Below are 14,252 nucleotides of genomic sequence, written 5' to 3' on the forward strand. Positions count from 1 at the left end.
TGACTCACTAAGTGTAACATACTTTTATGAAAAAGAAGCTATCTGAGTGTTAAGAGATAATAAAATTAATGCATTCCAGAGAAGTAAACGATTAGTAAGAAGTATTTTGCGTTCCTGTAGTGGTAATGAAAGCGTGACATATCTGCGCCATCTTCTTATCATATACTACCAACACATAGACACTTACTATGGACATTTGCGGGCGGCTCTGCTATGGTATTGAGCATGAAAGCATCACTCTTCTTTCAAGGGGGAACGCTGGTGCTCCAGGGCGTCCCGGAGACGTTTGAGGCCCCGCCTCCTTTTCGCTTCGTACATAATCGCTGGCGTTGTGAGGCCTACCATTACGCGAAGCTGCTTCCATGGCTACAAGAAAACAGGATCCGTAACCAGGTGGCCCGCTGGCAGCGTCTGAAGCTCAAACTGCAGGATCCGCGTGAGCCGCATGATTATCAGCTGGAGGCGTTGGATGCCTGGTTGGCGGCGGAGAAGCGTGGCAGCGTGGTGATCCCGACAGGAGCAGGCAAGACGTTTATCGCCCTGCATGTCATGCACAAGGTCAATGCTTCCACCGTCGTTCTGGTGTCCACCGTTAGCCTGCTGTATCAATGGTATGTGGTACTGAGCAATACATTTCAGACCGAGATCGGGGTTTACTATCACGCGGAGAAGAAGGTGCTGCCGATCACGGTCACGACCTATCATTCGGCGGGCGATCTGATGGCAGAACATGGCAATGAGTTTCGCCTGCTGATCTGCGACGAGGTCCATCATCTGCCGGCCAGAACGTGGGGCGAGGCGGCACTGATGAGTCCCGCGCCGTATCGTCTGGGCCTGACGGCAACCTATCCAGATGAATCGGAACAGACAGGAGAGCGCTGGCGACTGGATGATCTGCTGGGGCCGATCGTGTATACGAAACGCATCGAGGAGCTGCTGGGCAAGCAGCTGGCCGACTATCGGACGCAGCGCATTCGTGTCGATCTAACTCCAGAGGAACGGATAGAATACGACGCCACCCACAAGCTGTATACCTCCTACATTCGAGAGCACCGTCTGCGCGGCAGCCATGGCCCCAACTGGCTGCATGAACTTTTCCGCCTATCAAACGTTGACGTGGAGGCGCGCCAGGCCCTGCTGGCGCGTCAGCGGTTATGGGAGATCATCGAGGGCTGTCAGGAGAAGCTGTCCATACTGGAACAGCTGCTGCGCGAATACTCCCATGAACGCATCCTGATCTTCACCGAATCGAATGCGCTGGCCTATCAGCTATCACGCCAGTATTTGATTCCAGCCATTACCCATGAGACCGGCGTGGCCGAGCGCAAACATATTCTGGAGTCGTTCCAGGAGGGACGCTATCGCGCGTTGATCACCGCCAAAGTCCTGAATGAAGGAATAGATGTTCCTGAGGCCAAGGTGGCGATTATCCTGGGCGGCAGTTCTAGCAAGCGGGAATATATTCAGCGGCTGGGACGCATCCTGCGCAAGCGGGAGCTGAAACAGGCAGTCTTATTTGAGATACTGGTGCGCAAGACGGTTGAAGAGAGTAAGGCGCAGCGTCGCCGCGTGGCTAGAGAGGATTGTTAAATGCTCACGAGTGACCTGATCCGACCGCTGCTGCGCTTTCAGGGCCGCGACGTCTCGGTGGCACTGGTAGATCCACAGAACGCCACGCTGCAGACGACGGCATGGGAATTGATCGAGCTATTTCACTCCCATTTGAATTGTTCACAGGAGGCCTGGGAGCAGGCCCTGGCGGCATACATAGGACCCCGCCTGGATTACGTGCTGATGCGAGGGCTGGCCAAGGTGTTGAGCGATGGTGCCACCTTTACGCCGCTGCCAGCGACACATGCGCCAACAGTGGTACGCGAGAGCATGTTCTCCTATGGCCCCGTCTTCTCCGGCAGCGACATGGTGCATCCTTTCTCGCGCCAGGGTGTGCTGCAGTCGGTGGCTACCAATCTACAGATCAGTCCGAACGACGTTGAATCATTGCTCTTTGCCGATCGCCATGCCTCTTATCGCCTGACTGATACCGGTCCCACCTGGACCCCTGAAACATTGCTGGCACGCTACAATCTGGAGCTGACGCGCGGTGTGCTCTACTGGGCCTCGCAACTGACCATCGAGATCGCGGATAATTATAAGGACATCTGGAAGTTCATCAAACTATTTAAGCTGATGTTCGTGGCGCAGGCCACCAATAGTGGAGGCTATCGCATCGAACTGGATGGCCCAATCTCGCCTTTCGTGGGAACTACGTTGCGCTATGGACGCCAGATGGCCGCATTTCTGCCCGCGCTCTTCCTCTGCCAGCAATGGAAGATGCAAGCCACCGTCTATCCCCCACAGGGTCGTGGCGCTATGAACTACCAGTTGGATTCCACCAGTAGCGATCTGCAGTCACACTTCAAGCGCTCGGGAATCTTTGATAGTCGCCTGGAGGCCGATTTCGCCCATGAGTTTGAGCAGAAGATCGGCCAGCGACGCGGCAGATGGCTGCTGCAGCGCGAGAGCCATCTGCTGCTGCTGGGCGATACCGTGATGGTGCCGGACTTTGCGATGGTTGATCGTCGCGACGAGCGGCGCCGCATCCTGATAGAGCTGGTCGGATTCTGGCATCCCGACTACCTGCGCCGCAAGATCGAAAAGGTGCGGGCCGCCAACTGCTCTCACCTGCTCCTGCTCGTCTACAAGGGGCTAAACGTCACCGAAGAAGACTTTCAGGGCATCGCCAGCGAGGTCCTTTTCTTCCCCAATAAACCCGTCATGAAAGATGTATTAACAAAGGTTGATGAGATGTCCCAGCGTATCTATGGACCGGCATCGGCATGAACTTGATGAAACGAATTCGCAGCCGCGATTCTGTACGCTATCGACCACCTATATGGCTGGTAGTACTGCTTATATTAGGCTTGCTCGTGCGCCTGTACACGCTCGGCCTCGCGCAGGATCACCTGAACGGATCATTTTGGAGCGGCAGTCTGCTACCACTCTTGCTCTCATTGCTAGCTATACTGCTCACCTGGCACGTTGCGGCCTCGCTGGCCAGGTACGCGGAGCTATCCGAGCGAGGCGCGGAGCGCTTCACGGTTATGTCGACACTGCTCATGGTGGCGCCTCCCCTTGCCATCCTGATGCTGCAACTCTCATCCTGGCTCACCAGTGCGAGCGCCCTGGTGCTCCTGGCGCTCCTCTTTACCCTGCAACGCTGGCAACAGAGCAAGCGCTCAGTCCCGATCTGGCATCATCCTATTCCAAGGCGCCTGTACACGCTCACCTCTTTGCCACTGCTCTACACCTCCTGTGTCGCGCTCCTCTATGCCGGTTTCTATCTGCTACACACACTTCCTCACCCATCTTTATCAATCATTATCACGGACATGTTCACTTTAAGCTGGCCCTACACTATAGGCGCTTTTTTCGCGCTCCCCTACCTGATCACCCAATATCGACAAGAACGCGCCTTTCTCCATGGCAGGCGGACCACAAATCCTGGCACACCGGCAACGGTCGTCTTCCATGTAGCAATGCTGATAATAATAGCCATCTACTCCGTAACTCAGCTCTATACCTACATTTTTCTGATTCACTAAAGAAAGCGCTTTGATCGGGCTCTTGACTTTTCTTATCTCAGACACCTATACTTACAAATAGTACTGAGTGACCAATTTAGAAATATGGTCATGTGAAAGGGGCGAAGTAAAAAACAAGCATGGAGCATTCTTCTGGACCAGCTGAATCACAGAAAAACGTAGAGCGTGCTCAGCGCATTCTGGATGTGGCCGCCGAGCTGTTGTTGCGCTGGGGGTATAAGCGCGTGACCATCGATGATATCGCCAGGCACGCGGGTGTGGGGAAAGGAACTATCTATCTGCATTGGAAGACGCGAGATAGCTTATTCGAAACGGTCATATTGCGCGAGATGATCATCATTTATCGTGCTGTCGTGCAGCGCATGTATGCGGATCCCCTTGAAATTCTACCTCATCGCATGCTCCCTTCGTCACTCCTGATCACCGAAGAGAGGCCAATCATTAAAGCGCTTCTCACTCGTGATATAGAAACCGTAGGAAAGCTGATTCAGAATAATGCCCACGGCGAGATCCGAAATCGCGAAGAATTGACAATCAAGGAGTATTTTAGCCTGCTATACCAGCATGGGCTGACCGCAGTCGATAGCAATCAACCGGAACATCTCTATGCATTGGAGATGCTCACCACCAGTTTTACCATGCTCGATCCCTATATTGTTAGTGGTCAACAACTCTCAATCGAGCAGAAAGCCGGGGTACTTGCTCGCATTATACGTCAAACCTTCGAGCCGCCGGCACCACCTGCTCTCACTGTCGTACAAGAGCTAGCCCCGGCCATCATCCAGTTGTTTGAACAGCTATGCCTTGACTTTGAGCAAAAAATACGAGCACAAACCGATCTGTAACACCATCCTGTACTGCTTTACTAACATATCATCATTTTTACGTTGTGAAGAAGTGGTTCTAAGGAGTAAAACCATGCAACAAGTATCATCTCAGGAGCGCTGGCAGGCACAACTGGCCTGGTGCAAACAGATGCGAGAGCAGAGCCCGGTGTATTATGACGAGCAGCATCGCCTCTGGAACCTTTTCCGCTATGAGGATGTAGTCTCCACCCTCGCTGATCCAGCCACTTTCTCTTCACATATTATGCCTCCAGCTTCAGCTCAGGATTCAGAAGAGAGCTTCCTGAGCTCCTGGCTCAAAGGCGATATCACGAAAATGGACCCACCACAGCATCGCCATTTTCGTGGCCTGGTCAGTCAGGCTTTTACACCACGCGCGATTGAGCAAATGGCGCCGCGTATCCATGAGATTACCAATACTTTGCTTGATGGGGTAGCCGCGAAAGGCGAGATGGAGTTCGTCAGTGACCTGGCCGCTCCCCTTCCTATCATCGTGATAGCTGAACTACTTGGCGTGCCCCCTGAGGACCGAGACCGCTTCAAGATCTGGTCAAATACCTTGATCGACTCCTCTTCTGTCCAACCAGGGGACAAAGCCACGCTGAATAAGGTCATTCCCATCTTTAAGGAGATGTTCGCGTACCTGCAGGACTTCTGCCAGGCACGCCGTGAACACCCTCGCAATGACTTGATCAGTCATCTCACTCAAGTAGAGTTTGAAGGCAGGATGCTAAACAATGATGAGATCCTGGCCTTTGTGACTACCCTGCTGGTCGCTGGCAATATCACCACGACCATCTTGCTTGGGAATGCTATCGTGTGCTTGAATGAGCATCCCGATGCAGCAGAAGCCATCAAGGCCGACCCCTCGCTGATCCCATCCATGGTCGAGGAGGTCCTGCGCTATCGTCCACCCTTTACGGCAACTATGCGCCTGACAACCAAGGAGGTGACAATACAAGAGGTAACCATCCCCGAGCGGCAGATGGTTATTACCTGGCTGATCTCCGCTAACTACGACGAGCAGCAGTTTCCCGATCCGGAGCACTTCGACATCCGGCGCCATCCCAATCGCCACCAGGCCTTCGGACATGGCATCCACTTCTGCATCGGTGCCCCGCTCGCGCGTCTGGAGGCTAGAATAGCCCTGGATATCCTGTTGAAACGTTTCCCATCCCTACAAATACAACCCGGTGCCAGACAGGAAGCCCACGCAAGTCCCTTTATTAATGGCGTTAAAACGCTACCCGTGAACTGGTAACCTTGATACATGATACATTGAGTAGAAAGATGCCTATCTGAGACACCCTTCTACTCAATGTATATCGGTTCGTTTATGCTGTTATTTTCCGGCTAACCGAGCGACTACAGGGGCGAAGTTCTCCATCTGTCCGGCATTGACCTGGATATAGGAATAGCCAAGTTGCTCACGCTGTGCGAGGAGATGCTCGACAGCCTGCTCGGTGCTCATAGGCCTCTTCTGCATATAAGGTCCACCAGTAATAGAAAACGCTTCAGCCGGGCTATCTGTGATGACGAGACCAAAGTCGGTCTGACTGAGCTCAAGCTGCTCGAAACGTGCGCCAGCCGCTTCTCGTATCCACTCGATCTTTTGCGCCAGCGGAACATCGTTGACTTTTTCTCCGGGCCTGCCAAATTTGGGGGTAGGAGAAACAATATCCGCATGGCAACCGGCGATAGAGAGCATGCGCTGATTGGCGCTGCCAATCAAGATGGGAGGACGTTGAACGGGTTTCGGCACGGCTGGCAAATCGGTAACGGTATAGTATTTACCCTTGAAATTTACACGCTCCTCGGTAAAGAACTGTTTTATGATGGTCACAGCCTCCTCAACACGACCAACTCGGGTACCAGCAGAGTCAAATGGCAGCCCTAATTGATTATAATCTTCGGGACCCACCCCGGCCCCTATGCCAAGCTCAAAACGTCCATCAGAGAGCAGGGCCAGAGTAGCCGCCTCTTTGGCTAAAACAGCGGGATGGCGATAATCATTGCAGAAAACATAGCTGCCCACACGCAGTGTGGTTGTCGCCGTCGCGGCAACCGCCAGGGCCGCAAATGGGGCCACATTCATCTGGGTGCGATCGGGCAATAACAGACTACTGTATCCAAGCTCTTCAACATGGCGAGCAAAGCTGGTCCAGGTTTCACGCGACTGAGCATTGCCGCCAACGACACCAAAGCGAAACGGTTTCGGCATTATGCACTCTCTCTTTCACCCTTTAATCAGTACCTATCTCTGGTTGATTCTGTACATCTTTACATTGGCCAGCGATCGGTTCTATCATTATGCAGATGATCTATCCAAACAAATGAAATTTAGCTATACTGATTATACAATTAAATTCAGCAAGGTGGCAAGATCCTATATGAGTCCTCGTCCTTATCGGCTTGGTCAACGTCAGGCGGCGACCGAGCAAACCCGAATGCGTATCATTCATGCCAGTCGTGAACTGCTGATGACTGAACATGGCTTCGCGCACTTTTCCATGGAGATGGTAGCCAAACAGGCAGATGTAGCACGCATGACGGTCTACCACCAGTTCGGTTCCAGAACAGGCCTGCTCGAAGCATTATGCGATTCCCTGGCGGCCAGCGGTGGCATGGAGCAGATGGCGAACGCTTTTTGCCAACCAGACCCTATCGAGGCTCTGAAACAATACATTATTACCTTTGGTCGCTTCTGGAGCGCGGATCGGCTCGTCACGCGGCGCCTGCGCGCACTGGCCGCCCTTGATCCTGAGTTTGAACAGGTGATTCGCCAGCGGGACGAACGGCGCCATTGGGGAGTACATACCCTTCTCAGCCGAATTATCACAGAAAGCGAACAGCCTGGCGCAGCGAAGATAGAGGAAGCGACCACCGCTCTCTATACGCTGATCAGCTTTGAAACCTTTGACAGCCTGGCCGGGTCTGAACGATCCCCCGATGAGGTTACAGAGCTTGTCTACCAACTCGTCCTGGCCGCACTCGACCGCCTCATTCCCGGTATAAAACCATCATTACCGTCATCGCCATCACCGTAGCTGCGCCCCTTGCGGGCGCTTCCTGCTTCGCTTCACGTAAATGCCGCACATTATAAAGCCCCTTGCGGGCGCTTCCTGCTTCGCTCCACGTGAAGATCGTCCATCGCGAACGCCTGGTGATGTTCTCGCAAATATGGCAGAGGATGTCATGAACGCCACTGTAGAATAAGGGGAGAAAATTGATGAAGGCACAAGGAGAATATCAACCATGCGTTACGGTTTTATCATTCCCGCTGGTGATGTCCAGACTATACCCGAGATGGCAGCCGAGGCGGAGGCGGCTGGCTGGGACGGCGTCTTTATCGCTGACTGTATCTCGATCGATACACCAGACTACCCACCAGGTCCCTGCTACGATCCCTGGATCTTGCTGGCGCTGATGGCGGCGCGCACACAACGTGTCATACTGGGTCCGATGATCGCGGCGATCTCGCGGCGCCGCCCCTGGAAACTGGCGCGCGAGACGATGACGCTCGATCATCTTTCACAGGGCAGGATCGTGCTACCGGTCGGGCTTGGAGCCGCCAACGATGATGCCGGCTTCTATAAAGTTGGCGAGGAGATGAGCCAGAAAGGCCGGGCCGCCCTGATGGATGAGTGCCTGGATATTTTAAATGGTGCCTGGAGCGGCGAACTCTTCTCGCACGATGGCGACCACTACCACGTACAGAGCATGCAACTCTTGCCGCCCTCAGTCCAGCGACCGCGCATCCCGGTCTGGCCGATCGGGGTCTGGCCGCGTGAAAAGTCGATGCGGCGCGTGCTGCGCTGGGATGGTATCGTGCCACAGAAGAAGGATGGCGACATGACGCCCGAAGATATCCGCGCCATCAAAACCTATGTCGAGGCCAAGCGCGAACTCACCACGCCATTCGACATCACCTGGGAGGGTGAGACACCAGGCGACGACCCCGAGCGCGCGGCGGCCATTGTACGTCCCTGGATCGACGCGGGCATCACTTGGTGGATGGAGGCGCGCTGGAACAATACAGGTCTTGACGAAGTGCGCGAACGCATTCGCCAGGGGCCGCCGCGCATCAATTGATGCTCATCCTCCACCACAAGGGATTTATTGTACCTCGGCCAGCGGATTCACCCATTTGCCGACGGAATGGATGATATGCGCCTGCCGAAAGCCGGCCGCCGCATAGGCGTGGCGCGCCGGTGAGCGATCCAGATTGGTTTCGACGATGGCTTTTCGAGCCCCGTACCGCTTGAAGCGGTGCAGGATCTCTGATAGCAGGACACGGGATAATCCAAGCTGCTGGAAGCGCGGATGAACGCCAATCGGCTCGATCTGGGCCAGCTGGCGCGCGGGCTCTAGCCAGCCCACGCAGAATCCGGCCAGCGACCCATCAGGCGCCTCGATGACCAGATCCACCTCAGGCCGATAGGTGGGCATGTGCAGGGTTCGGGCCCGCCACTCAGGGGTCATAGAGTTGCTCTGGAAGGCAGCGCGATGCAGTTCCGCATAGGCCGCGACCTCGTCTACACCGCGCAGGGTGCGCAATATAAACCCTTCAGGCAAATCCGGTACAGGCGGCAGGTTTTCTAAAGGATGCTCCAGATAGACGTAGCATTCATATTCATCAGCCAGAAAACCATGGGCATTCACCAGCTGCTGCCGCTCGCGATCTTCCTCCCAGAACTCGGCCCAGTAGAGCAACGGCTTCCCGCGCTCAGCATCGCGCTCACGAAAGCGCTGATCAGCCCAGGCAAAGAGGTCCTCCTTCACCTCACTCTGCTGGGGACCCGGCAGGATAAAGAAGTCGAGCACCGCCCAATAGTATTGCCAGGCGGCCAGGCCGACCATCACCCCTTCATCGTTCTCCCAGAAGACGGCGTCATTACCGGCGTGGATCGCCGGAGTGCTCAGACGCCACGGCCAGTCAACGACGTGGCGGCACGATTCCGGCATCTGGCGCACAAGCTCAAGCACGCGCGTCAGATGCTCTGTGCCATCAAAAGGATGGCGTGTAATAGCCATGCAGGAATCCTTTCCATCAATAATCCTCCTCCATTCCGGAAGGGGCAAGGATTAAAACCAGTCGGAGAAGCTCAGGCAGCTATGGCTAACCGGGAAAAGCAGGCTCAGCACTGACCGGGCTTCATCCGACAGTTGTTGAGGATGCTGCTCTAATATCCACGACACCGGGCGATAACCAAAGACGAGTTGGGCAAAGCTCTGGGGCGAGCTCTGGAAGATGATGGCCTCGGACGAAGGCGAGTCTACAAGGCTCAGTTTTGTGCCCTCGATACGAAGGGTAACGCCTTCGTCTCCGATTACAAAGTGTAGCTCGCCCGACCACTGTGCCAGCGCGCGCCGCCAGCGCACCTCAAGCTCTGGCAGCATAGCAGCCAAGAGCGTGGGCAGATGGACGAAGCGTCCCATCCAGCCGGCGTAGCGATGATGAAACTGCGAGGTGCGCACGCCCCACTCCTCGGCTGGATTCTGCCACTTCGAGGTATCAAGGACCTCAAGGTGATCGATAACGTTATACAGCTCGGGGGAGTTCGGCGCGAGATAATAGGTATGTTTTTCAGGAGCATCGGGTCCATCGGTGAGGTGCACATGCGCCTGCATCAGCGCGATCTGCGCCTGCCAGTTGTCGGCGGCGATCTCAACACCATGGGCGGCACTCGGCTCACGCGAGGCGATCAAATATCCCTCAGCCGTCCCGGAGAAAGAGAGCGCGAGCAAGATGGTATTGCGGCTGAAACGGTTACGCAGTAGATACTCTTGCTTCTCAACGGAACGCTCAAAGCTGCCTGTATAGCTTCCCAGGCGACGCTCGTACAGATCGCGTACGGCCTGCGCATCTTCGGGCGTGGCCTGGCGGACCGTGTGCGAACTACCGGGATGCGCCAGGATAGCTCCCCGGTCGATATCATATGTCGTCACATCAAAGACGTCGGTATAACCATAGCGATAATAGAATTTGGGAATACCATCCAGCAGGAGCAAGCTATGCCGCTGCTCACGCGCGAACTGGATAGCATCGTGCATCAACGCGCTGGCCGCCCCCTGCTTACGCGCATCCGGATTGACGACCACAATACCGATACAACCTGCAGGGATACGCGCCGCACCCATACGCAGCGTCCATTCATAGATCGCGTAGCCACCGAGCTGTATACCATCGCGGAAAGCGCCGCGCAACTGTCTGGGATGAAAATCCGGTTGCATAAGGAAGCTTCGGCTCCACTCGCGCGCCCTATCAGGATCAGGTGGCTGACGAGAAAAAGCCTGGTCAGACCAGATAAATTGCTGCTCGATCTCCTCCTGGGTTTCAAGTGGGCGCACAATAATAGATGACGAGGCCATAAAGACAAATCCTCCAATGATTTAGTGAGCCAGGTATCCTTGCTGGCATCAACATCTTCAAGCGTAACATCGAGAGGATAGCTACGTCAAACGTAACGTATCCACCATAATGTTTATATTCTGTTTATGTCAACCTATGCGACGTTTATGTTTCGTTTACGGCTGAGCGGCTATACTTCCGTTACAGGTTCATGCATACTTGCAAGCATCGATATTTAAGCTCATAACGACTCATGAGCTGCCCGCTATGAAACATCAAACTGCGATGCACACAGCCGTGCCAGCAGACTAACCGAGAAAGGGGTTCGGTGATCGCCGCTTCATCTATGACAAACTCATCAATTTCACCACAATATATACCCGGGCTGAAATCCTCCATCGAGCTGCGCAACGTGACCAAGCGCTTCCTGACACCCAACGGTCAAGCATATACCGCGCTACGCGACCTCAGCCTGAGCATCGCGCCCGGCGAGTTCTGCGCTATCGTAGGGCCGACCGGATGTGGTAAATCCACCACGTTAGGCCTGATCTCGGGGCTGGAACGCCCCAGCGCCGGCGAGGTCCAGGTGATGGGCCAGCCGGTCCAGGGCATTGATCCGCGCATCGGCTATGTCTTTCAATCAGACGCGGTCTTTCCCTGGAAAAATGTCTTGCGCAACGTGGCGACGGGACCGCTCTTTCGCGGCAAGCCGAAGAAGGAAGCACTGGCGCAGGCCCGCGATTGGATCGCGCGCGTTGGTCTATCCGGATTTGAGGATCGCTATCCGCATCAGCTCTCCGGCGGCATGCGCAAACGCGTGGCCCTGGCTCAGACCTTCATCAACGAGCCGCAGATTCTGCTGATGGATGAACCCTTCAGCGCTCTGGACGTACAGACGCGCACCCTGATGGAAGACGAGTTGCTCCAGCTCTGGTCCTCGACCTCAGCCTCGGTTGTATTTGTCACGCACGATCTGGAGGAGGCTATCTCTCTAGCGGACCGCGTCTGTGTGCTAACCGCTGGCCCCGCCACGGTCAAAGGCATCTATACCATCGATCTGCCACGGCCACGCAATGTAGCGGAGATCCGCTTTGAGCCACGTTTTGTCCATCTATATCAGGAAATCTGGGAAGACCTTCGCAATGAGGTGTTGATTAGCTATGAACGAACAAAGCAGCGCAATCAATAATACAACCGCAACAGAGGAAAATATACAGATAGACCGGACCAACATACGCCGCAAGCGAGTACTGATCAATATACTGCGCGTTCTGGTACTGGTCGTGATCATCGGTGGCTGGGAGCTGGGTGCACGCACGAAAGTGATCGATCCCTTCTTCTGGGGCCAGCCCTCCGGCATCTGGGCGCAGATCGTGACCTGGGCCGTTAACGGAACGGCCCAGGGTCCTCTGTGGGAACAGATCGCGGTCACGCTGGAAGAAACGGTGCTGGGCTTTTTGATCGGCGTCATCTTAGGTGTTGTCTTCGGCATCTTACTGGGGCGCAACAGATTTCTGGCCGACGTGCTGGGACCATACATCAAAGCGGCCAACTCCATCCCACGCGTGGTATTGGGCTCGATCTTCGTCATCGGTCTGGGACTGGGCATCCAATCCAAGGTCGCACTGGCGGTCGTACTGGTCTTTTTCATCGTCTTCTTCAACGCCTTCCAGGGGGTACGAGAGGTTGATCGCAACCTGCTGGCCAACGCGCGCATCCTGGGTGCCAATTCACGCCAGCTCTCCATCGATGTTATTATTCCCTCTGCCCTGACATGGATCATCGCCAGCCTGCATACCAGCTTCAGCTTCGCGCTGGTCGGCGCTGTCGTCGGCGAATTTCTGGGTGCCACCCAGGGCATCGGCCTGATGATCCAGACCGCGCAGGGCACATTCAACGCCAACGGAGTGTTCGCGGCCATGGTTATCCTGGCGGCCCTGGCGCTGATCACCGAGGCCATGGTCACGGCGCTTGAGAATCGCCTGATCACCTGGCGTCCAACCAACACCGTCAACGACATTTCAATCTAAGCAGAAAGGAGGACCGGCTACATAACTACATTAAGGCTATTTCTCTCTTAAAGATGCCCACACCTGGCCTCACCTGAGGTAGCATATACTGGACCTATGTGGTCATTGTCGACCCATATCATCTCGGATAGGAGATACAAGGCATATGAAGACACGGAAGAAACAACTCTGCCTGCTGTTTGGTATTATTTTACTCCTCGTTCTCAGTTCTTGCGGCAGCGACAATAGTAGTGCATCAAGCAAGAGCAGCACCGGCGGCGGTGGGACTACCGGCGCCAAGACCCATCTCTCAATCATGGTCGGTGGGCTCAGCAAACAGATCTACCTGCCCAACATGCTCACCAAGCAGCTGGGATATTTTGATCAGGCGGGCCTGGATGTCACCCTCATCGACGAGGCCTCCGGTCAGTCTTCAGAAGACTCGGTGCTGGCCGGTCAGGTTGAAGCGGGCTCCGGCTCGTATAACCATACCATCGAGCTGCAGGCATCCGGCAAACAGATGGAGTGCGTCGTTCAGCTGGATATCGCGCCGGGCGAGGCCGAAATGGTCTCAACTAAAGAAGCGGGCAGCATTAAATCGGTTAAAGACCTCAAGGGGAAAAATCTGGGTGTGACAGAGCTTGGTTCTGGTACCCAGACCCTGACCATCGCACTGCTGCACAACGCTGGAATCGCGCAGAGCGAAGCTCATTTCCTGCCGGTCGGCGCGGGCGACACCTTCATCGCCGCCATGCAGCAGGGTCGCATCGACGCAGGCATGACCACCGAGCCAACCATCTCACGCCTGCTCTCAAGCGGCGTTGGCAAGGTTCTGACCGACCTGCGCACTCCGCAGTCAACACAGGCCGCCCTCAACGGCTCATATCCTTTCATCTGCCTCTTCATGAAGAATGATTATGTCAATAGCCACAAGGATGTGACGCAGAAGCTGGCCAATGCCTACGTCAAAACCTTGAAATGGATGCATACGCATTCGGCCGAAGAGATCGCCGATAAGATGCCAGCTGACTACTATGCTGGCAACAAGGCGCTGTACGTCACGGCCTTGAAGAGTCAGCTCGCCATCTTCAGCCCCGATGGCACCATGCCATCTGATGGTCCACAATCGGTGTACAACATTGAGAAAGAGACCAATCAGACGGTGCAGGGCAAACAGATTGATCTCAAGAGTACCTACACCAACGAGTTCGTCAGCAAAGCCAGCTAATTCTCCACGACACATATCGGGGATGCAGACGAGATTGTCTGCATCCCCTTCTTTAATTTTAAACCCTGCGGACCAGGGCGCAGTCCTACCTATGTACTTTGTTAACGGGCAGATGGATACTATACATTGAGTTGGCCCCTCAAAGCTCGACTGCTACATAAAAGACAGCATTGGAGGATCTTTTGCCGCCTTCAATGCTGTCTTTATGAATCGTTG

At 54.9% G+C, this 14,252-nt stretch carries 13 protein-coding genes; 10 read left to right on the plus strand and 3 right to left on the minus strand.

The window, feature by feature from the left end; genetic code table 11:
- Nucleotides 1-225: 225 nt before the first annotated feature.
- From AABA21_RS02170 to AABA21_RS02190, 5 genes are all read left to right on the plus strand, one after another.
- The gene (locus tag AABA21_RS02170; RefSeq protein ID WP_338247314.1) at nucleotides 226-1,590 is read left to right on the plus strand and encodes a DEAD/DEAH box helicase; all 1,365 of its coding nucleotides are present in this window, start codon (nucleotides 226-228) and stop codon (nucleotides 1,588-1,590) included.
- Nucleotides 1,591-2,841: a DUF790 family protein gene (locus AABA21_RS02175; RefSeq protein ID WP_338247315.1), complete on the plus strand. Its 1,251-nt coding sequence runs from the start codon at nucleotides 1,591-1,593 to the stop codon at nucleotides 2,839-2,841.
- Nucleotides 2,838-3,602 (plus strand): hypothetical protein, encoded by a 765-nt coding sequence (locus tag AABA21_RS02180; protein WP_338247316.1) that lies wholly within the window; start codon nucleotides 2,838-2,840, stop codon nucleotides 3,600-3,602. Before AABA21_RS02175 ends, AABA21_RS02180 begins: the two co-directional genes overlap by 4 nt.
- Nucleotides 3,603-3,721: 119 nt before the next feature.
- On the plus strand, nucleotides 3,722-4,447 hold the full coding sequence (locus AABA21_RS02185) for a TetR/AcrR family transcriptional regulator (RefSeq protein ID WP_338247317.1): 726 nt from the start codon (nucleotides 3,722-3,724) through the stop codon (nucleotides 4,445-4,447).
- 73 nt (nucleotides 4,448-4,520) lie between these two features.
- Nucleotides 4,521-5,708, plus strand: coding sequence for a cytochrome P450 (locus AABA21_RS02190; RefSeq protein ID WP_338247318.1), 1,188 nt, complete (start codon nucleotides 4,521-4,523; stop codon nucleotides 5,706-5,708).
- Between the two features lie 81 nt (nucleotides 5,709-5,789).
- Here the strand turns inward: AABA21_RS02190 and AABA21_RS02195 are convergent, their stop codons facing one another.
- Nucleotides 5,790-6,668 carry a TIGR03621 family F420-dependent LLM class oxidoreductase gene (locus tag AABA21_RS02195; protein WP_338247319.1) on the minus strand — a complete coding sequence of 293 codons (879 nt, stop codon included), beginning with the start codon at nucleotides 6,666-6,668 and terminating at the stop codon, nucleotides 5,790-5,792.
- Nucleotides 6,669-6,837: 169 nt separating this feature from the next.
- Here AABA21_RS02195 and AABA21_RS02200 point away from each other — a divergent pair, with 169 nt between their 5' ends.
- Together AABA21_RS02200 and AABA21_RS02205 are read left to right on the plus strand one after the other, a co-directional pair.
- Nucleotides 6,838-7,494 carry a TetR/AcrR family transcriptional regulator gene (locus tag AABA21_RS02200; protein WP_338247320.1) on the plus strand — a complete coding sequence of 219 codons (657 nt, stop codon included), beginning with the start codon at nucleotides 6,838-6,840 and terminating at the stop codon, nucleotides 7,492-7,494.
- A gap of 208 nt (nucleotides 7,495-7,702) precedes the next feature.
- Entirely contained in the window at nucleotides 7,703-8,539 is an 837-nt protein-coding gene (locus AABA21_RS02205; protein WP_338247321.1) for an LLM class flavin-dependent oxidoreductase, read from the plus strand.
- 24 nt (nucleotides 8,540-8,563) lie between these two features.
- On the opposite strand, the gene AABA21_RS02210 is transcribed toward AABA21_RS02205, so the two are convergent.
- Complete coding sequence (locus AABA21_RS02210) at nucleotides 8,564-9,481, minus strand: GNAT family N-acetyltransferase (protein WP_338247322.1); 918 nt, start codon at nucleotides 9,479-9,481, stop codon at nucleotides 8,564-8,566.
- A gap of 51 nt (nucleotides 9,482-9,532) precedes the next feature.
- Nucleotides 9,533-10,819 (minus strand): GNAT family N-acetyltransferase, encoded by a 1,287-nt coding sequence (locus AABA21_RS02215; protein WP_338247323.1) that lies wholly within the window; start codon nucleotides 10,817-10,819, stop codon nucleotides 9,533-9,535.
- A gap of 326 nt (nucleotides 10,820-11,145) precedes the next feature.
- Between AABA21_RS02215 and AABA21_RS02220 the strand changes: the two genes are divergently transcribed.
- The 3 genes from AABA21_RS02220 to AABA21_RS02230 all read left to right on the plus strand — a co-directional run bounded on the left by AABA21_RS02220 (nucleotide 11,146) and on the right by AABA21_RS02230 (nucleotide 14,036).
- Nucleotides 11,146-11,988 (plus strand): ABC transporter ATP-binding protein, encoded by an 843-nt coding sequence (locus AABA21_RS02220; RefSeq protein ID WP_338247324.1) that lies wholly within the window; start codon nucleotides 11,146-11,148, stop codon nucleotides 11,986-11,988.
- Entirely contained in the window at nucleotides 11,960-12,829 is an 870-nt protein-coding gene (locus AABA21_RS02225) for an ABC transporter permease (protein WP_338247325.1), read from the plus strand. Before AABA21_RS02220 ends, AABA21_RS02225 begins: the two co-directional genes overlap by 29 nt.
- Nucleotides 12,830-12,974: 145 nt before the next feature.
- A complete protein-coding gene (locus AABA21_RS02230) occupies nucleotides 12,975-14,036 on the plus strand; it encodes an ABC transporter substrate-binding protein (RefSeq protein ID WP_338247326.1) in 1,062 nt (353 codons plus the stop codon).
- The last annotated feature ends 216 nt before the right edge of the window (nucleotides 14,037-14,252 follow it).

It is taken from the genome of Dictyobacter halimunensis (assembly GCF_036245075.1).

What these genes read in the sequence shown, in the direction of transcription:
- AABA21_RS02180 (WP_338247316.1), top strand. Translation starts at nt 2,838, where the DNA reads ATGAACTTGATGAAACGAATTCGCAGCCGCGATTCTGTACGCTATCGA.
- AABA21_RS02175 (WP_338247315.1), top strand. Translation starts at nt 1,591, where the DNA reads ATGCTCACGAGTGACCTGATCCGACCGCTGCTGCGCTTTCAGGGCCGC.
- AABA21_RS02170 (WP_338247314.1), top strand. Translation starts at nt 226, where the DNA reads ATGAAAGCATCACTCTTCTTTCAAGGGGGAACGCTGGTGCTCCAGGGC.
- AABA21_RS02210 (WP_338247322.1), bottom strand. Translation starts at nt 9,481, where the DNA reads ATGGCTATTACACGCCATCCTTTTGATGGCACAGAGCATCTGACGCGC.
- AABA21_RS02200 (WP_338247320.1), top strand. Translation starts at nt 6,838, where the DNA reads ATGAGTCCTCGTCCTTATCGGCTTGGTCAACGTCAGGCGGCGACCGAG.
- AABA21_RS02215 (WP_338247323.1), bottom strand. Translation starts at nt 10,819, where the DNA reads ATGGCCTCGTCATCTATTATTGTGCGCCCACTTGAAACCCAGGAGGAG.
- AABA21_RS02230 (WP_338247326.1), top strand. Translation starts at nt 12,975, where the DNA reads ATGAAGACACGGAAGAAACAACTCTGCCTGCTGTTTGGTATTATTTTA.
- AABA21_RS02220 (WP_338247324.1), top strand. Translation starts at nt 11,146, where the DNA reads ATGACAAACTCATCAATTTCACCACAATATATACCCGGGCTGAAATCC.
- AABA21_RS02225 (WP_338247325.1), top strand. Translation starts at nt 11,960, where the DNA reads ATGAACGAACAAAGCAGCGCAATCAATAATACAACCGCAACAGAGGAA.
- AABA21_RS02205 (WP_338247321.1), top strand. Translation starts at nt 7,703, where the DNA reads ATGCGTTACGGTTTTATCATTCCCGCTGGTGATGTCCAGACTATACCC.
- AABA21_RS02190 (WP_338247318.1), top strand. Translation starts at nt 4,521, where the DNA reads ATGCAACAAGTATCATCTCAGGAGCGCTGGCAGGCACAACTGGCCTGG.
- AABA21_RS02195 (WP_338247319.1), bottom strand. Translation starts at nt 6,668, where the DNA reads ATGCCGAAACCGTTTCGCTTTGGTGTCGTTGGCGGCAATGCTCAGTCG.
- AABA21_RS02185 (WP_338247317.1), top strand. Translation starts at nt 3,722, where the DNA reads ATGGAGCATTCTTCTGGACCAGCTGAATCACAGAAAAACGTAGAGCGT.